The organism is Bifidobacterium sp. LH_558, assembly GCF_056356295.1.
In genome coordinates this window covers 152570-170174 of sequence record NZ_JBKETZ010000001.1, presented here as the reverse complement: position 1 = coordinate 170174, position 17605 = coordinate 152570, and the positions used below count along the sequence as shown (strand labels likewise).

Sequence of the window (17605 nt, the reverse complement as noted above, 5' to 3'; positions counted from 1 at the left end):
CCTCCTCACTCGCCGGCCACCGCGCGGCTCACACGCTGGGAAAGCTGGATAACGAAGAACAACAGCACCGAAGCCATCAACAGTTGGGCGAAATGCCCGGTCACCCAACCGACCATGTCTCCCTCCGCAGCGGACAAACCAACAGCGTCCGCAACGATCGCCTGATAGATCGCCAGACAGATCAACAACGTGACCGCATTAATGCAGGTCCGCGCATACGCCTTGAAATAACCAATCGCGATTGGTTTGGTGTCGTCATGGATCAGCAATGCGAACGGCAGCGACTGGAAGGCCGTCAGCGCGTAGATCTCGATGAAGCGCACGTACATGACCACGGTCGCGATCACACTCGCCAACTGCGACAACAGGAACGGAATAAGCAGCAGAATCAGCAACGCCGCCTGGCCCATGACACCCGCATCCGATATCTGGTCACGCATCTGATCGCCAAGCTCATTGCCGGTCGCGGTGGTGTCGGCGCTCATCTGGTCCGAAACGCCGGTGACAAGCCAGCTGGAAATCGAATTGAAGGCCCGGAGGAACAGATCGGCGTTTTGAGCGGCCAAAAGCACCAATGCCACCTTGAACAACGTTCCGGCCACGATCTTCACTCCAAGTTCGCGATCGGACTCGATACGGGTCGAGTTACGAGAAAGCTCCAGAGTGAACATGATTGCGAGGATCACGCTCGTCAACGGCTTGACCACCACCGAATGCACGCTCAAAGCCAACTGATACAGCGTCGGATTCCATGAGTCCGGCGACGCGGTGAGCAGATTGGTCACGTTCGATCCCAGCCCACCGCCGCCGATCATGTTCAGCATGTTGACGCACCAGTCCTCAAGCACAATGATGCCCTACTAGCTAAGAGCGATGCTGGAGAACAAAGTGCCAGCGGCCAGAATCAGGCCGCCGCCGACAATCTGCCACATGCCGGATTTCATGTCGGGACCATTCTGGTCCTTGAGCGCGCCGCCGAACGACACCACGCCCCACACAAGCCACAGACCACCGCCGATCTGCACGAACCGCACGAACAATTCGAGCACCTGGTTAAGGAAATCCATCCCAACTCCTTGCATATCATCAGGGTCACGCCCGATGCGCGAACCTCATACAACAATGTTCAGGCCAAACCCGCGCGGTTTTGGGCGGACAATTACAAAACAGTCCCTCACAGCTATAAGGCCGTGAGGGACTTGTCATTTATCCGTCAAACCGTCGGATCAGCCCGCGTGACGCGCGGAGTGCGCGCGCTGGCGGCGGACCAGGATCAGGCTGACGCCCGCGCCCGCGATGGCGACGGCGGCGACGATCATGCCGCCGATGGCGACGCCGGTCGAAGCCAGGGGCTTGTCTCGGTAGCCGGACCAGTCGTCGGTGTTGGACGTGACCTGGGTGTCGGCGCACAGCTGCCTGCCGTCGATCTCGACCCTTTCGCCGGTGACGGTGAAGCCGGGATCGACCTCGTCGCCGAACGGGTCGGACGTGTCGGCCGCACATTCGACCAGCGGGGTGCCGGTGACGATCGCGCGGTCGGTGTGATTCGACCCCTCCGAGACGCCCTTGAGCGTGCCCCTGACATCGACGCTCTCACCCGGCTTGAGCACCAGATCATCCCAGCCGTCCGGGTAGACCAAGGAGTCCATATCGATCTGGGCGTCGCCCACGATCGTGGAATCACTCAAATCAAGGTCACTGGCCTTGAACCACGCGCCGTCGCCCGTGTCCGGATCGACACCGCTCGTGTTTGTGATGGTGAAGGTGATCTCCGTGGAGTCGCCGTCCATCTTGAGGGCCTGGTCGGTGGAGTCGCGGTCGCCGGTCTCGATGCCGCTGGCCGTGTCCCACTTCTCGATCGACAGGCTCGGGGTCATGTCGGGCGTGCGGGTCCACACGGTGTTGGACTCGCGCGGCTGGCCGTTGAGCGTTTCGGTCCACACGTTCTCGACCTTGTCCACGACGTTGAGGCGCTTGCACTGGATGTACAGGGTCCAGCCGGCCTCGTGCTCGTTGTCGGCGCTCACCAGATCCAGGTAGGCCTGGGTCGCGTTGACGGTCACCAGGCCGTTGTCGTCGGTCTCGACGGTGAACAGCGCGCCGCCGAACTTCGAGGAGTCGAAGTTGCTTCCGGCGATGCGTTCGCCCGCCTGGGCGATCACCTCACCGTCACGGTAGAGGTCGCGGCTGGCGTAGATGGCCCATTGGCCGGTGTACTCGTCGTTGGCGGTGTCGAGCTGGTCCGTGCCGCCCCAGTCCGTGATGACCGGGTAGGCGCGATCCGTGGGCAGAATCGAGCTGTCGAGCTTGTACAAAAACAGACGATCCTTGTAGACCGAGTGGCCGTTCACGCTGTCGCCGCCCACGCTCACGGTCACGTCCTTGGAGGGGTTGATCTCCTTCAGCGGATTGGTGACGGTGTTCGTCTCGACGCGCGTGTCGTTGGCGATCTGCGTGGCGGTGTTGGAGACCACGTAGCCGTCGGTGACCTTGATGACCGTCATCGGCAGGACCACGGTGTAGGTGTGGCCCAGCAGCGACTGGTCGATCGCGGGATCCGCGAGCGGGTCATAGTCCGCGTCGGTCAACTCGCTGTAGGCCTTGAGGTCCGTGGGCTGGGGGTCGCCCGGCACGGTCTCGCCCGTCGCGTCGATGTACGTGTCCACGAGCTTTGCGAAGGCATAGACCACGCCGTCCTGCACCTGGATGTTGAAATCGGCGGTGTGGTCCACACCGGACTCGTCCAGCACCTCGATGCCGGTCTCGTCCAGGCTCAGATACTCCTCGTCCCAGTCATCGACCATGCCCAAGCGCCACACCTTGTATGCGGCGTTGGAAAGGTCGGTGGCGTCGATGCTGACGCGGTAGTAGACCTTGTCGCCCAGGAGCGCGGTCTTGCCGTCGATGCTGATCGTCGGATCCTTCTGGGTGTCCTGCTTCTTCGGCGTGATGACCGGCGGGTTGTTCGTCACCTCGTTGGACTCGGTGACGCCGTTGTTGACCGTCAAAGCCGCCTTGTTGTCGATGGTCTTGTCGGTCGGGGCGTCGTCGTGCACCTTGGCCTCGAAGCGCAGCAGGAGGCGCGGATTCGAGCCGGCCTGCCAGTTCGCGGCCACCCAATCCTTGCTGAAGGTCACCACGAAGCTGTGAGCATCGTCATCCCACGAGACGGTGTAGCCGGTCTTCTTCGGAATCACCGAGCCGGTGTTGAGGTCCGTGATCTCAAGCGTCTGCTTGTTCGCGGTGGTGTACTCCGAATACGTGTCCGAGAGCTTCAACACAGTCACCTCGTAGGCCTGGTCGGCCGGGATCTGGGGATCGACCCTCACCGTGTACTCCACGGTCTGGCCGGGGAACACGACCTGCTCGTCGATGTCGGACTGGTCGCCGCCCTGGGAGGACTCGGCGATGACCTGCTTGTGGATCGGGGGCACGGTCACGCAGATCTTCGGGCTGTTGGTGTCCACGGTGGAGCCGCCCACGGTCTGGGAGCCGACATTGTCGAGATCCGCGCCGCTCGGGTCAACGCAGGTATTCAGCTCGTCACCCTGCTCCTTGCCGTAGCTTTCGAGCAGTTCGGTGGTGTCGAACTGCACGTCGAAGGTCACCAGCACGGTGATCTGCTTCGCAACCGCGAGATCCTTCTGTTCGGCCTCGTAGTCGTCGTGCGCGTTGACGGTCACCTTGGTACCATCCGTCGTGATGTCGAAGCGGTCGGTGACATCCGTGCCGGTCTTGTTGATGCCGTCGATGCTGGAGGTCTCCGAGGTGGAGGCGTCCTGCTCATAGACACGGATGTTGTCGGCGTCCAGATCGAGGATCGAATCGACGGCCGAATAGTCGTCCGAGAAGCTGATCTCGGGGACACGGCCCAAGCCGGTCGGCAGCGTGCCGTTGATGACCGCCGCCACTCGGTCGCCCAAGCGGAAGTAGTCGTTATCGGCACCAACCATGTCGCTCTTCGTCGGATCGGTCACCGTCACCCAGTCGCCGTCGGAGTCGAGCTTGACCCACGCCTTGTCCGGGTTCGGCGTCCACACGAACACGGGAGGTTCGTTGGTCTCGATGGTTTCGTTGTTCCAGGTCTCGGAGGCGACGTTCGTGAGCTGGATCTTCTTGCCCGCCGTCGCGCCGGCCTTGATGACGCCCTCAAGATAGAACTTCACCTCGGATTCCGAGGTCTTGAACATCGTCGCGGCGATGTAGGAGGCCTTCGCCGTGGCGGTAGCGGTCCTCGCGCCCTGATCGATCACGATGTCGAACTGATCGGTCACGTCCTCGCCGTCCACGAACACCTTGCCGGACTGCCAATCGATCCACTCGGTCGAACCCGTCAGATCATCCGTGATGGAATAGGAAGCGAGAGGATTGAGCAGGTGCGCGGGCAACGTGCCGTTGACCACGACCGCGATCTTGTCACCCACAAGGAACGTCTTCGTATCGACGCCCTCCTGGTTGGTGTGGTCTGGGTCGGCGGCCTCAAGCGCGCCTTCCTCGTCCAGAACCCACACCTTGTCGGGCTGAGGGGTGACCTTGCCCACCTCGTCGCTGTTGCCGGTCTGGCAATCGGCCAGCGAACCCATGCCATTGTCACCCGTCCAGCACGCGATCGAACCATCGGAGATGGTGTAGTCCGAACCGGTCGGCTTCGCGCTCTGAGGAATATTCAACGTGTAGACGCCGGAATGCGGGTTGGTGACGTGGGCCTTGACCACACGCTTGCCCTCCTGGCTGTCATCGATGCTGATGTCGGCGGCGACCACATTGCCGGAGGCGTCGGTCACGGTGACCTTGCTCAGATCATCCGCATCGATGCCGCCGATCACCACGTCCTTGGTCTCGATGGTGTCGTAAATCCAGAACTGCGACGAAGCAGAGGAATGCGCGCTGATGTGCGCGGTGTACAACGAGCCGGACACAATCGAATCATTATCGTCGGTCACGGTCTCGCCCGCAGCGTTCGTCAGAGTCTTGGTCGGCGGCTCGTTCGACGCGCTCCAGGACTCCTTTGCGTCCTGCTCGCCCGCATGGCTCGCAGCGGCGGCCATGTTGCCCTGCTTCGGCACATCGACATCGAACCAGAACGATCCCGCCGGCCACGATTCCCACGACGAATCCACATCACGATAACCGAAAGACACTTGGGTACTGCCGGTGTTCGACGCGGTGAAGCTCTTCGACGCGGTGCGTGTGGACCCGTCGACGCCACGCCAATGCAGCGTCGCGGTGCCGCTCACGTTCTCCACGGTGTTGGCCCCGCCGTTGGAAAGGCTGATCGTGTCCGACACATCACCGGTGTCACCGGCCTTAGTCGTCGTCCCCGACGCCTGCGTCGAAATGCTCAAATCATAGGACGGATCCGCAGGCTCGTACTGATTCAGGGCAATGACGACAAGGGAACCAGTTGATGCGCCGTTGACAAAGTCAGGTGCATATTGGTCTGCAATGATATCAACGCTCATGCCTGGCTGATCGGTAAAGATGTCACTCGTGCTGTACGATTTCCCATTGTTGTAGTAGGGGCCGCCCTGCACGGTCTGATTCCAAGCGTCCATCCAGATGCTATGAGATGCGCCAGCCACATATCCGAACTGGCGAGATGACGTGCCAATCGCTCCGACTGCCACGACACGACAGTTCGCTGTTTCTCCTGGATGGGCTTCATTGAAACGGGCGACACAATTAGAGTTCGCTTCGTTCAGGGCTTCGTTGATCCAAGCGTCGGCACTGCCTTCGATGCGAGTCCAGTCCATTTCGAGGGCTTTGCGCACACTGTTGGTGTCCGTAGCTGATCCGAATCCGCCGTCGTTATTGTCTTGATATCGCCATGACAGGAAAAAACCGCCACCGCCGGTCGGGATTCCTCCGCCTGCGTTGCCGCCGCCTCCTGATGCATAGGCTGTCGCGGTGCCTGCTGCCAGTCCGCCAGCCAGGACCGCAATGGATGCGATCGTAGCGCACGCCTTACGGCACTTGTTCAAAAAAGTCATATCAACCTTTTTCGCTAATTCCAGCCTCCTCGCTTCATCTGTACAGGACTGGCCGGAATCGAGATGAAACCGGCCGTCCCATACATGGTATGAGCGAAAAGGCGCGAGTCGTTTTTTCCCCGAAGGCGTCCCACGGGCGACCCGCAATATCCAGTCTCAGTGATAGGTCAGCTGTTTTTGGGCGGACATGTGCAAAAAATAATGCTCACGTCAAGGTGACATGAGCATTATTCGTTGAGTCAGCCGGCCACGTCAGGAGAGACGGTGCCGGTGCCTTGCCAGCCGGGAACTCTGGTGCTGGAACCACCACCGAAAGAACTTCCTGATGATGATCCGCTGCTCGAACTGGAACTGGATCCTCCGTTGGAGCCGGTACCGGTGTATCCGTAAGTGCCGGTACCGCCTGAATACGAATACGAGGGCGTGTAGGACTGTTGCGCTTGAGCGGCGGCCGCTGCTTCGGCGGCGGCTTGGGCGTCGGCCTCGCTCTTTGCCGTGACGGAATCGTTCACCGTCTGCATCGCGGCCTCCAGCTTCGCGCGCGACTCGTCGTATATGGTCGGATCGTCGCCGTCGATGGCGGATGCCTCGTCGATGGCCGTGGTCAACGATTCGCGGGTCGCATTGTCGGCCACGTTGCCGTCACTCGACGTGAGCAGCGCCCGCGCCTCATTGATTTTTGAATTGAGCGCGTCCTTCGCGGTCTGGAGCGTCTTCGTATCTCGTGAATCGGTGACGGACTTTATGACGGCGGTCAGACTCTTGGTATGCGTCCGATACCAGGTCGTCGCCTCGTCCATATCGTCGGTTGCGGCGGTCAGACCCGCCGTGTCTTCGGCCTCGCATTCCGCGTGGTCGGGAGCCTGTTCGTCCATCGCTTCGGTCAGTGCGTCCAGCGTGTCCGGGTCAGCCACCATGTCAGTGGTGATCGCGGCCGCGTCCGCCGCGTCGCCTTCCAGCAAAGCGGCATATGACTGTTTCGCCTCGCTCACGGTTTCGCTCGCGGTCGCACACGCGGTTTTGGCCGCGTCCAATCGTGCGTTCGACCACGCCAGCCATCCGATCGCGCCGCCGACGGCGAGGACGATGACCGCCACAATCACAGCGAACGCGATCATCCTTTTGCGCTTCCGCTTCGAGTGTTCCGATTTGTCCGCGTCAGCGTTGGCCAACGCCTCGGCCTCGGCTGTGACCTCATCAACCTGATCGTGCGCGATGAGGCCGGCGGTCATATCCTCAACCGTCGATTCGGGCCTATCGTTCGTGCTCTTGTTCGTGTTCTCCGACATGATTCACTCCTTATATATATGCACCTTATCCATATGGACGGAGATGCGGGCTTCGACTTCCTGATTTCTTGAAATAATGACCGCTGGATTTCAAGCATTCATTAATGACTGCCTGCGTCCTCTATGCGTGGATCTCATACCTGCTCCTTTCCGCTTCCGTTTCGGCCAAACCGATACTGGTCATATCGGCATCCTCGCGTCCCGCGCGCACCCCGTCATGGCTGACCGTCAACGCCGGGCACTGCATGGTTTTGAGATCATGGCCGGCCATATAGTCCGAGATGGCGTTGCGGTGGGAAAGCATGAGATCGCTGCCCACGGATTCCATATCTCGGCCGAGCGCGGCGAAACGGGCTTCGATGCGCTGGCAGAAACCGAGGTAGAAGCCGTTGCGGAACGGGGCTTCGGCGCAGCGCTCCCGAGCGTAACGTGCGGGAGACGCCCCCATGCGTTCCATAAGCGCCAAATGGGATGGAGACAGCTCCTTCTCGATGTTCGCCGCGATGCGCGCGCGTTCCCGGCTGAGCGCGATACGCCAATGCGCCGCACGGCGCAGCTCCATGCTCTGCCAGAGCAGCACGGACTTCTCGATGTTCCCGGGCGTCCCGACGAACGTGACGCTCGTGATCACATCGCGATGATTACGCGACGTGTAGGCCGAACAGAACGCATCGCATTGGTTCGCCTCCGCGATGATCTTCGCCAAAGCGGCCTTGTACCGATTGACCGGACTCGCATCGACCGGCACGCACTTCTCGCTGATCCGCTCCACCGGCTCACCGACATGCCGCAGACGCCACGACTCGATGGCATGCTCCTGCATCAGCTTCTGAGCGCGCTCGTAGGCCACTTCGGCCTCGCTGTCACTGCTGGCGGGATCCTCCGCTAAAGCAAGCAAACGACGCACGCGCTCCAGCATCCGCTCGAAACGATCATCACTCATGATCGCCTCCCAACCACTGTTCGAGGGCATCCACCAGGCATTCCTCCATACTCCTGCCTCGTGAGACGGCTTCGGTCTTAAACCGCATCTTGAGGTCGGACGGGACCCTGAGACTCAACATGACCTTGTCTCCATGCGACTGCTGGCCGGAGCCTCCGAAGGCGGCCCCGATGGACGCGCGGTCACGTCGCAAAGGCGAGTAATTGCCCTTCATCGCAACTCCTTATCAATCTCGGTGAGCAGGTCGCGGTACTCGTAGAGCTTGTCGCCGGGATTCGAGCCGAGTCCCTTCTTGATCTCCTGGCGGAAACGGATGACGGTCTCGAAACGGGGCGAGTCCGATTCCTCCAACGCGTCCATCGTGTCCCGGAAGGCGCGGGTGTTGCATTGCGCGCGCACGACCAGCACGGATGCCGGAGTGTTCTTCAACACCTCATCCAATGTCGCCCACGCCTGCTGCAAGTCCATCGGACTGTCCGATGTCGGCACGATCACGAAATCGACTGACCTCACCGCAGCCTCCAGCAACTTGCCCTGGGGAGGGCAATCGATGATGGACCACCGGCCGTCATCGACCGACGCCGAAGCGAGACGACGCATGGTGCTCAGATTCGCGGGCAGCACCTGATACGGCAGCGGGTCGCCCGCGTCGGCCGCTGCGTCCGCCCACAGACTCGCCGACGATTGCGGATCCGCGTCCCACACCTCGACAAGACCGCCCCGATGGGCGATCGTGGAAGCCAGATAAATCGCGGTCGTGGTCTTCGCCACACCGCCCTTCGCGTTCGCGATAGCGATTCTCATGTTCTCCTGCTTTCTTGAAAGTCTGAATGTCTGCATTCCTGCTTGCTTGATTGCCTGCTGTCAGTCGAACAGCGCGGATTGTCCGACGCCGGGGGAGACCCTGGGAAGCGTCTTGATCCGTGGCCGCGATGTTCTACGCCGCCGATTGGTCCGCTGCTCGTTCTCCTGACGGCGCGCCTGATCTTCGGCATGAGGATGCGAGGCGAGCCATCGCATCAGCAGCACGTATCGTTGCTTGGCCGGCAGGTCATTATCCTGCAAGGGCACGCCGGCCTTCTCGGCCAGATGCGCGATACGCTTGCGCGTCGTCCAGGACAATCCGCCCTTGAGTGTGGACCTTTCCCGCTGCACGATTGCCGAAGCCAGGCACTCGATGCGGACCGGGCACTCGCGGCAGACCATAGCGCCGAAGCGCATGGCCTCGCGCCGGGCCTGCTGATCCGCCTCGTCGTCCAATCCCCAAACCAAATCGGCCCAATTCGCCGGGAAGCCCTCGCATTCCGGCCGCCGGTTCCGACCACCCAACAGCGGAGCCGTCCGCACGAACCGCATGGTGTCATCAATCGTCTCGCTCATGACATCACCCCCACTCGTTCGCGCGCGCCGGCGAACATATGCCCACCGTTCAGCTTGCGTTGGCGGGCGAGTTCCGTCATGTCCCGCTCGTGTCGTTCGCGCTCCTCACGCAGCAGGTCGGCGAGACGGGCCACGATCGCCGCGTCGTCGTCGCCCGCGTCCAGCCATGCGAGGACCTGATCAGCGTGGGCGTGGCGTCGGGTCGAGTCAGGGTCGGCATCGACGGCGCGACCGCAGTCAAGCAGCCGGCGCACATGCACGCAGCCGGTGGCGTGGAGGTGCTGGGCGTCCGGCTCCTCGGCGGGCCTGACCGATGTGTGGCGTGCGACGGCGCGCTGCTCGATGGCACGGTCGTCCTCAAGCTCGTCCCACAATCGAGCCAATTGACGGCCGGTGCGGATCCGCCTGGCCCACCAATCACGGCCGATGGCCCATTCCAATGTGGCGACGATCAGGCCGAAAGCATCCAGCGGAGCGTGCAGGGCTTGCAAGCGACGGTGCAGGGCGAGGACGGCCTTGCGGTCGCGGCCGGTCGGCTCGGGCGTGGTCAGTCCCGCGTCGGCGCGGATACCGCGCAGCTTGCGCAGCAGGTCGTCGGCGACGACACCGGACTCGGCAAGACCACTGGTTGCGTCCGGTCCGTCCTCGATTTCGGCGAGGTATTCCTGCCATCCATCGTCATCATCACCGTCGGTCTCCCCGTCGGGGAGATGCCACGTAGTGGCAGAGGGGAGAGGTTTACTTGGAGGGTTAGCCTGTTGGGTTTCTTCCTTTATATACAGCACTGTACGTGGTGCAGAGCTGGCACTGTACGTGGTACAGGACTGGGTCTGTACCTCATGCAGTGCTGGAGTATGGGTGTCCTCCTCTTCTTTTTCCAGCACTGTACGTGGTGTAGAGCTGGGGAATGGCTTATTTTCGCGGTTCTCCGACTTTGCGTCGGGATCAAGCTCCCTGGCTTCGTCGTTATCGGGCAGTCGAGCAGCATCCGGGTCAGGCTGGACACTCATTGTGGTGGAATCGTACTCGCTGGCATGGGTGTTTTCGATCCATGCCAGGGTGGTCGGATCGGAGCCAACATTAAGGTCCCACACGACCTGACAGTACTGGGGCAGTCGGTCGCGTCCGCCTTTGCCGATGCGCGCGTATCGTTGGTCGCCTTTGCGGATGAATCCACGCTCCTGGAGGAGGCGTAGGCTTTTCCGCACGCTCGACTCGGAAAACTCAGTCACCTTCGCGATCGTGTCAATCTTGGGAAACGCGCCGGTCCCGTCGTCAGAGGCGCGGTCGGCCAGATAGATGAGTACGGCCTTGGCGGCCGCGTTGCCCACATGGCACTTGTACGCCCAGCTCAACGCAATATTGCTCATGATCGCCTCCTCTTGGCGGCAATCATGACGGAGGCACGCAACCGGTCCCGTTCGAGTGGCACACGAGGCAAAGGCATGCCAATCATTGTGGACACGTACAGATCCTGCGAGCCGTCCGACGGACTACGCAATATCAACAGTCGGTCGGCCCTCTTCAACGTCAGCGGTTTCACTTCGCCACCTCCGCTAGCTGCTTCTGCAAATCATCGACGCAATGCTCAAGCCGGTTCACACGGCTAAGATGCGCCTCGAACACATGCATCGGCACGAAACCATCATCGGAATGAGCCGGCAGCGGCTCGCCATCGTCCAGACGCATGTCGCAATCGGATTCGAGATCGGCGCTATCGCCGGCGCGAACCGATGTCATGATGTCGGGGTCCTGACGCCATCGGGCGATGCAGCGTTCGATGCGCTTGTAGCCGATAATCGAAGGATCCAAACCGGCATCACGGAAAATGGCGGTGGGATGATCGCCGAGGATATAACGACGCATGCAGTCAAGCTGGAAAGCGCGAGAATACCTGATTTTGGTGGCGGTCACCGATTCCACAGCCGACAGCCTCCGCAGGTACCGCAGCTGCCGCGCATCGAATTCTTTCCTGCTCATTGACGGTCCTCCTCGTCTTCATGACGAAAAACAGCGCGGTCGATTTCATCGCCCCTCTTCGCTGATTGACATAAGGCGAGATTGAAAAGCTGGCCGATGACGATGATCGTGACCCCTGTTAAAATCCAAACCATCTCACGCCTCCACCGGATGCGACGACACCACGCGGGGTTCGCGATGCGTCATGGCCTCGAACTCCTCATCCGAGGGCAGCAACAGCACCTGGACGAAAGCCAGGACGGTAGCGGCAGCCAGCCACCAGAACGATTCGGACAGACAGATCGTAAGACACACGATCAAAGCGGGAACCGTGAACGCGACGCACTTCGTTTTCATCGCCGACCTCCGTTCGCTGGATGCGAGAACATGCAGGCCGCCCGATCGGGGAACGCATCGCGACCATGGCGAGAAAAAACAATTGTCCGCCCAAAACGGAAAACAGTGCTTTTAAAATGGAAAACAGCAGATAGCGCAGGACAAGCGCATGGGCGGTTGGTAAAGTCGAACATGTGTGATGACACTCCTTCGCAATGCAGAGCCGTAAAGGTCATCGAATCTGGCAGGATGGGAGACCTCAAGGCTCGGATTGTTATTACACAGCCGGTTCCGGTGCTCCAACACCGGGCCGGCATTCTTATTAATAGGTAAACAGAGGAATTCGTTAGTGGTTGGTCAGGCACCTCTCAATCTCGTTATGTGAGGCCGAAGCCAACACCCGTTCAACATCATCGGCATCGACCTCCTGGATGAAGTCGTATGTCAAACCCAGTTCCTTACGCAGCAGCACGTAATCGCGGTTCTGCCACTCGACGCGACGATTGACCTTGTCGCAGACAGTGGAAGTCGCCTGACCAAGCAACGCAGCCAGCTCACGATAGGAGGTGCCTGTTGTAAGACACCACCTCTTCATGGGGGACAGGGGCGATTTACTTTGCGTTTGTAAAGTCATACCTGACAGAATAGCATTCGATTTGACCGAACGCAAATTGAATGAGTACTATTGCATCATTCTTCTTGACAAACGGAATGAGGCGCGATGAGTACTCCATATGAACTGCTGCTGCAAACAGACGAAAACGATGACTCATATTTGGATCTGGTCATTGCTTACAACGCTTCCTTGTTTCTAGGTGGGAAGCCTAAAAGCTCACTAGGGGAGCCGTTAAAACTGACTCGTCAGTCCATACAGGGCAAGATGTCTGGGGTAATTCCGTGGCGGGCAATCGATATACAACGACTAGCCAATTACTTTGGCACTACTCCAGCTGCGATGGTGGATGACGGCACGTTTAAGAGGATGAGGGAACTTAGAAGTCATGAAGATGCATCTTTGGTTGCATCCAGCACGGTGAGGTTTCTTGTCGAGCCGACTGATCCGCAGGATGATGGACGACGGAAGCGTGGAATCAAAAACGTCCGGCCACGATGCTTCGTGATGCCGGACGATTGGGTGGTGCCCCCGGTGGGACTCGAACCCACACTGCGCAGATTTTGAGGCTGCTTCCTCTACCAATTGGGATACAGGGGCGTATCACACGAATGGAAAGCATACACCAAATCATGGAATCGCAAAACCGGCAGAGCCATCACGCGCGTCGCGAATCGCTTGGGCGAAACCCGCGCGGGTCCCGCGGCCGCGAACTACAATGGAGCGCAGGTATGTGAGCCAGAAGGAGGCAACATGAGTAACGATACCTATCGCAGATTCGATCCGTGGCGTCCGTCGCCGGTCAAGGAGATCTCGCGCAAGCAGATCATCGAGACCCATTATTTCGACGTGGACCACGTCACCTACGAATCCAACCAGATAGGCTCCTTCGAACGCTTCTTCATCCGTGAGAACAACGGCGAGACCGTGGCGGTGATCGCGCTCACCGAGGACGGGATGATTCCGCTGGTGGAACAGTACCGTCTCGCGAACCACCGCTGGACCTTGGAGATTCCCGCCGGACACGCCAACCTGCCCAGCGAACGGCCGATGGAGGTCGCCGCGCGCAAACTGGCCGAGGAGGCGGGATACGAGGCCGGCAAGCTCACGCAGTTCGCCCGCTTCATGAACACGCCCGGCTATTCCACTCAGCACACGTCGGTGTTCTTCGCCACCGACCTCAAGCCCGTGTCGCGCACGCAGATCGGGCCGGAGACGCCCCGTTCGGACGTGCGCTTGGTCAGCATCGACGACGCCTATCAGATGGCGATCAACGGCACCATCGCCGACGCCAAGTCCGTGGTCGCGATCATGCGTCTGAAACTGGGTATCATCGACCATCTGGACGATTAGTTCGCCCACGCGCGCGACACAGCGGCGGCGAGTACAGCACAGTTGGTATCATCATGCAAGTACTGATTTGGAAAGGGTAAGGTATGACTGCAAGGAAGAAGTCTGACGAAGCGGATATGGCGCTGGACGAGGTGCTCACCAGCGAGGAGCTTCAGGAGGCCGCACGCCAGGACAGCGAGCCCGTCGTCGCCTCCGGCAGCGGCGCTCATACCGTGGTCGTGGCCGAAGACGAGGCCGTGAACCGTATGGATCTGGTCGCCATGCTCGAGGACAACGGCTATGAGGTCGTCGGACAGGCTGCCAACGGTGAGGAAGCCGTCGAACTGACGCGCAAGTTCCGCCCGGACGTGGTGTGCATGGATGTGAAGATGCCCCGTATGGACGGCATCGCCGCAGCCGGAGTGATCTGCGACGAGAACATCGCCCCCGTGGTGATGCTGACCGCCTTCTCCCAGACCGATCTGGTGAAGAAGGCCACCGGCGCGGGCGCCATGGCCTACGTGACCAAGCCGTATGAGGAATCCAAGCTGCTTCCCGCCATGGAGGTCGCCATCGGCCGTTTCGCCGAGATCAACGACCTTCTCGACAACGTCGAGCGCGGCGAACGCCAGCTCAAGGAGGCCGAGCAGCAGCTTCGCGAAGTCGAAGAGAAGCTCAAGAAGGCCGAGGAGACGCTGGAGGAGCGCAAGCTCGTCGACCGCGCCAAGGGCCTGCTGATGGACAAGGCCGACTTCTCCGAGCAGGGCGCCTTCCGCTGGATTCAGAAGACCTCCATGGACCAGCGCATCCCGAAGAAGCGTCTCGCCCAGGCCATCATCGCCAAGTACGGTGATCCCAAGCCGGCGGCAGACGAGGATGAGCGCTGATTTGACGATCCCCGACGGCGAATACCGGGGCACGCTGCTTGTCGTAGACGGTCACTCCCTGGCGTTCCGCGCCTTCTACGGTCTGCCGGCCGAGAATTTCACCACAGACTCCGGCCAGCCGACCAATGCGGTATGGGGTTTCGCGACCATGCTCTCCCAGGTGGTCGAGGCTGAGAAGCCCGACCATCTGGCCGTCGCGTTCGACGTGAAGGGCGGCACATTCCGCAACGATATGCTGCCCCAATACAAAGGCACCCGCGAGGCCGCGCCGGAGGAGCTGCTCAGCCAGCTTCCGCTGATTCAGCGCATGCTCACCGCGTTGGGCGTCACCTACATCGAGCGTCCCGGCTATGAGGGCGATGATGTGATCGGCACGCTCGCCACCATGGGCGAGCAGTCCGGATACCGCACTCTGGTGCTCTCCGGTGACCGCGACGCCTTCCAGCTGGTCGACGAGCATATCACCGTGCTGTATCCCGGCCATCATTTCAAAGACCTCAAGCGTATGACGCCTGAGGCCGTGGTCGAGAAATACAAGGTGACGCCGAGTCAATACCCCGATTTGGCGGCATTGCGCGGCGAAACCGCCGACAATATTCCCGGAGTGCCGGGCGTGGGCGACGGGTTCGCGGCCAAATGGATCAACCAATACGGTTCCCTCGACGAGATCATCGCGCACGCCGACGAGATCGGCGGCAAGAAGGGCGAGGCCCTGCGTGGCCACATCGACCAGGTGCTGCTCAACCGCAAGGTGAACGCGCTGGTGCGCGACATCGACCTGGGCCTGACCGTCGACGACCTGCTTTTCGGTACCGTCGACGCCGCGCAGGTGGAGTCGCTGTTCAAAGAGATGCAGTTCGGCATCCGCACCAAAAACAAGGTGCTGCGAACCTTCAACGGGGGAGTCACGTCGACTGCCGCCTCCGCCGCGCCCGCGGCCGAATCCGATGAGGGTCCGAAGCTGGCGCAAGGCACGCACGTATCCACTGCCGCCGAATTCGTCGCATGGGAGAAAGCGCGCGGCGTCGACGTCACCGAAGCGGTCGAACCCAGTGATGACCAGCCCGTGGATATCGCGCGTCTCGGCGTGCCCGACCTGTCCACCCGCTGCAACGGCGCGTTGGAGCATTCATGGACTCTGCACGTCGAAGGCACTGCGAAACCCGGCGATGTCACGGCCGATACATTGCTGCTGATGCGCGGCGACCAGGCCGCGATCATCGACCTGCCATGCGACGGCGAGCTTCTTGAGCCCATCCAGAACCTGCTTGACGCGGTGCACTCATCCACGGTGGTCCATGGTTTCAAAGAGCAGCTGCATCTGCTGCATGCCGCGGGACTGAACATGGGCGATCCGTTGCTGGACACCAAACTGGCCGGATATCTCATCCTTCCCGACTTCCACGCCGACACGTTGGAACATGCCGCCGCGCGCTTCCTCGACTTCACCGTGGAGCAGCATGAGGAGGCCACCCAAGGCGAGTTGGATTTCGGCGACGATCCCAGCACGGACGAGTCGCGCTCCGACAACCGTCTGCTCACCCACCTCGCGTTGGTGCGCGACCTGGCGGCGACCCTGGCGCCCCGTTTGGACGAACGCGAGCAGTATGGGCTGATGGAGGCGCTGGAGATTCCCGTCTCGCGGGTGCTGCAGCGTATGGAGGAACTCGGCGCCACGGTGGACATCGCCCGCCTGACCGACATGCACGAGCAGTTCTCGGCCGAGGCGAACCAGGCGCAGGAGATCGCTTGGGATTGCGCCGGCACGCGGGTGAACCTGCAAAGCCCCAAGCAGCTGGCGAAGGTGCTGTACGAGGATTTGGAGCTCAAACCCACCAAACGCACCAAATCCGGCTCGTACACGACCAACGCGGCCGTGCTGCAGGAACTGTACGTCAAGTCCTCGAACGAGGGCGACGAGCGGGCCAGCGGATTCCTCGGCGCGCTGCTGAGGCATCGCGAAACCAACAAGCTCAAGCAGATCGTCGCCACGCTGATCGACGCGACGAACCGCAAGGACGGACGCATCCACACCACCTTCGAACAGACGGTGGCGGCGACGGGCCGGTTGAGTTCCGTGGATCCGAATCTGCAGAACATCCCCAACCGCAACGCCGCAGGCCGTGAGATCCGTTCCGCCTTCGTGCCCGGCGAAGGTTACGAGTCGCTGATGAGCTGTGACTATTCGCAGGTGGAGTTGCGCATCATGGCGCATCTTTCCGGCGACGAGTCGCTGATCGAAGCGTTCAAATCCGGCGCGGACTTCCATAAATACGTGGCGAGCCTCGTCTACGCGGTGCCGATGGAATCGATCAGCGCCGACCAGCGCAGCCACGTGAAGGCGATGAGCTACGGTCTGGCCTACGGTCTGAGCACCTACGGCCTCTCCCAGCAGTTGCATATCCGCCCCAGCGAGGCGGACGTGCTGAAGGAGAAGTATTTCGCGACCTTCGGCAAAGTGCACGACTATCTGGAAACCCTGGTGGACACCGCCCGCGACAAGGGCTATACGGAGACGATGTTCGGCCGCAGGCGCTATTTCCCCGCGTTGACCGCGCTGAACCGCACCGCCCGCGAGGCCGCCGAACGCGCCGCCCTGAACGCGCCCATCCAAGGCTCCGCCGCGGACATCATGAAAATCGCCATGATTCGCGCCGACCACGCCCTGCGTGAGCATAACCTCGCCAGCCGCGTCATCCTGCAGATCCACGACGAACTTGTGGTGGAGATCGCGCCCGGGGAAAGCGAGCAGGTCTCCCACCTGATTAGCGACGCCATGGAGCACGCGGTGGAACTGGCCGTGCCATTGGATGTTTCGACGGGCGTCGGTGCCGACTGGCAGCTCGCTGCGCACTAACCGCCTTCGTCTCCGTTCC

The 17605-nt window shown here is 61.1% G+C and carries 15 protein-coding genes and 1 tRNA gene; 3 read left to right on the top strand and 13 right to left on the bottom strand.

Annotated features, from left to right (window positions below):
- Positions 1-5: 5 nt before the first annotated feature.
- The 13 genes from AC1AV0_RS00795 to AC1AV0_RS00735 all read right to left on the bottom strand — a co-directional run bounded on the left by AC1AV0_RS00795 (position 6) and on the right by AC1AV0_RS00735 (position 13110).
- A complete protein-coding gene (locus AC1AV0_RS00795) occupies positions 6-824 on the bottom strand; it encodes a VirB6/TrbL-like conjugal transfer protein, CD1112 family (protein ID WP_072724093.1) in 819 nt (272 codons plus the stop codon).
- Between the two features lie 36 nt (positions 825-860).
- A complete protein-coding gene (locus tag AC1AV0_RS00790) occupies positions 861-1067 on the bottom strand; it encodes a hypothetical protein (RefSeq protein ID WP_072724095.1) in 207 nt (68 codons plus the stop codon).
- 159 nt (positions 1068-1226) lie between these two features.
- The gene (locus AC1AV0_RS00785; RefSeq protein ID WP_072724097.1) at positions 1227-5990 is read right to left on the bottom strand and encodes an LPXTG cell wall anchor domain-containing protein; all 4764 of its coding nucleotides are present in this window, start codon (positions 5988-5990) and stop codon (positions 1227-1229) included.
- A 239-nt stretch (positions 5991-6229) separates the two neighbouring features.
- On the bottom strand, positions 6230-7279 hold the full coding sequence (locus AC1AV0_RS00780; protein WP_476570618.1) for a colicin transporter: 1050 nt from the start codon (positions 7277-7279) through the stop codon (positions 6230-6232).
- A 121-nt stretch (positions 7280-7400) separates the two neighbouring features.
- Positions 7401-8222, bottom strand: coding sequence for a DUF2786 domain-containing protein (locus AC1AV0_RS00775; RefSeq protein WP_072724101.1), 822 nt, complete (start codon positions 8220-8222; stop codon positions 7401-7403).
- Positions 8215-8436, bottom strand: a complete 222-nt coding sequence (locus AC1AV0_RS00770) for a hypothetical protein (RefSeq protein WP_072724103.1) — start codon at positions 8434-8436, stop codon at positions 8215-8217. The genes AC1AV0_RS00775 and AC1AV0_RS00770 overlap by 8 nt, the downstream gene beginning before the upstream one ends.
- Positions 8433-9026 (bottom strand): ParA family protein, encoded by a 594-nt coding sequence (locus AC1AV0_RS00765; RefSeq protein WP_072724106.1) that lies wholly within the window; start codon positions 9024-9026, stop codon positions 8433-8435. Before AC1AV0_RS00765 ends, AC1AV0_RS00770 begins: the two co-directional genes overlap by 4 nt.
- A gap of 60 nt (positions 9027-9086) precedes the next feature.
- Positions 9087-9602, bottom strand: a complete 516-nt coding sequence (locus tag AC1AV0_RS00760; RefSeq protein ID WP_083570119.1) for a WhiB family transcriptional regulator — start codon at positions 9600-9602, stop codon at positions 9087-9089.
- Entirely contained in the window at positions 9599-10972 is a 1374-nt protein-coding gene (locus tag AC1AV0_RS00755; RefSeq protein WP_072724108.1) for a helix-turn-helix domain-containing protein, read from the bottom strand. Before AC1AV0_RS00755 ends, AC1AV0_RS00760 begins: the two co-directional genes overlap by 4 nt.
- 169 nt (positions 10973-11141) lie before the next feature.
- Positions 11142-11582, bottom strand: coding sequence for a hypothetical protein (locus AC1AV0_RS00750; protein WP_072724111.1), 441 nt, complete (start codon positions 11580-11582; stop codon positions 11142-11144).
- A gap of 135 nt (positions 11583-11717) precedes the next feature.
- Entirely contained in the window at positions 11718-11918 is a 201-nt protein-coding gene (locus AC1AV0_RS00745; protein ID WP_072724113.1) for a hypothetical protein, read from the bottom strand.
- A gap of 325 nt (positions 11919-12243) precedes the next feature.
- Positions 12244-12531, bottom strand: coding sequence for a hypothetical protein (locus tag AC1AV0_RS00740; RefSeq protein WP_072724115.1), 288 nt, complete (start codon positions 12529-12531; stop codon positions 12244-12246).
- A 502-nt stretch (positions 12532-13033) separates the two neighbouring features.
- Positions 13034-13110: transfer RNA gene (locus tag AC1AV0_RS00735), tRNA-Leu, on the bottom strand.
- Positions 13111-13263: 153 nt separating this feature from the next.
- Here AC1AV0_RS00735 and AC1AV0_RS00730 point away from each other — a divergent pair.
- From AC1AV0_RS00730 to polA, 3 genes are all read left to right on the top strand, one after another.
- The gene (locus AC1AV0_RS00730; RefSeq protein WP_476570617.1) at positions 13264-13863 is read left to right on the top strand and encodes an NUDIX domain-containing protein; all 600 of its coding nucleotides are present in this window, start codon (positions 13264-13266) and stop codon (positions 13861-13863) included.
- Positions 13864-13946: 83 nt separating this feature from the next.
- Entirely contained in the window at positions 13947-14729 is a 783-nt protein-coding gene (locus tag AC1AV0_RS00725) for an ANTAR domain-containing response regulator (RefSeq protein ID WP_476570616.1), read from the top strand.
- On the top strand, positions 14719-17586 hold the full coding sequence (gene polA, locus AC1AV0_RS00720) for a DNA polymerase I (RefSeq protein WP_476570615.1): 2868 nt from the start codon (positions 14719-14721) through the stop codon (positions 17584-17586). Before AC1AV0_RS00725 ends, polA begins: the two co-directional genes overlap by 11 nt.
- Positions 17587-17605 lie beyond the last annotated feature (19 nt).

Bases quoted from the DNA above. Each gene is read 5' to 3' on its own strand.
- AC1AV0_RS00795 (WP_072724093.1), bottom strand. From the start codon at position 824: ATGCTGAACATGATCGGCGGCGGTGGGCTGGGATCGAACGTGACCAAT.
- AC1AV0_RS00790 (WP_072724095.1), bottom strand. From the start codon at position 1,067: ATGGATTTCCTTAACCAGGTGCTCGAATTGTTCGTGCGGTTCGTGCAG.
- AC1AV0_RS00785 (WP_072724097.1), bottom strand. From the start codon at position 5,990: ATGACTTTTTTGAACAAGTGCCGTAAGGCGTGCGCTACGATCGCATCC.
- AC1AV0_RS00780 (WP_476570618.1), bottom strand. From the start codon at position 7,279: ATGTCGGAGAACACGAACAAGAGCACGAACGATAGGCCCGAATCGACG.
- AC1AV0_RS00775 (WP_072724101.1), bottom strand. From the start codon at position 8,222: ATGAGTGATGATCGTTTCGAGCGGATGCTGGAGCGCGTGCGTCGTTTG.
- AC1AV0_RS00770 (WP_072724103.1), bottom strand. From the start codon at position 8,436: ATGAAGGGCAATTACTCGCCTTTGCGACGTGACCGCGCGTCCATCGGG.
- AC1AV0_RS00765 (WP_072724106.1), bottom strand. From the start codon at position 9,026: ATGAGAATCGCTATCGCGAACGCGAAGGGCGGTGTGGCGAAGACCACG.
- AC1AV0_RS00760 (WP_083570119.1), bottom strand. From the start codon at position 9,602: ATGAGCGAGACGATTGATGACACCATGCGGTTCGTGCGGACGGCTCCG.
- AC1AV0_RS00755 (WP_072724108.1), bottom strand. From the start codon at position 10,972: ATGAGCAATATTGCGTTGAGCTGGGCGTACAAGTGCCATGTGGGCAAC.
- AC1AV0_RS00750 (WP_072724111.1), bottom strand. From the start codon at position 11,582: ATGAGCAGGAAAGAATTCGATGCGCGGCAGCTGCGGTACCTGCGGAGG.
- AC1AV0_RS00745 (WP_072724113.1), bottom strand. From the start codon at position 11,918: ATGAAAACGAAGTGCGTCGCGTTCACGGTTCCCGCTTTGATCGTGTGT.
- AC1AV0_RS00740 (WP_072724115.1), bottom strand. From the start codon at position 12,531: ATGACTTTACAAACGCAAAGTAAATCGCCCCTGTCCCCCATGAAGAGG.
- AC1AV0_RS00730 (WP_476570617.1), top strand. From the start codon at position 13,264: ATGAGTAACGATACCTATCGCAGATTCGATCCGTGGCGTCCGTCGCCG.
- AC1AV0_RS00725 (WP_476570616.1), top strand. From the start codon at position 13,947: ATGACTGCAAGGAAGAAGTCTGACGAAGCGGATATGGCGCTGGACGAG.
- polA (WP_476570615.1), top strand. From the start codon at position 14,719: ATGAGCGCTGATTTGACGATCCCCGACGGCGAATACCGGGGCACGCTG.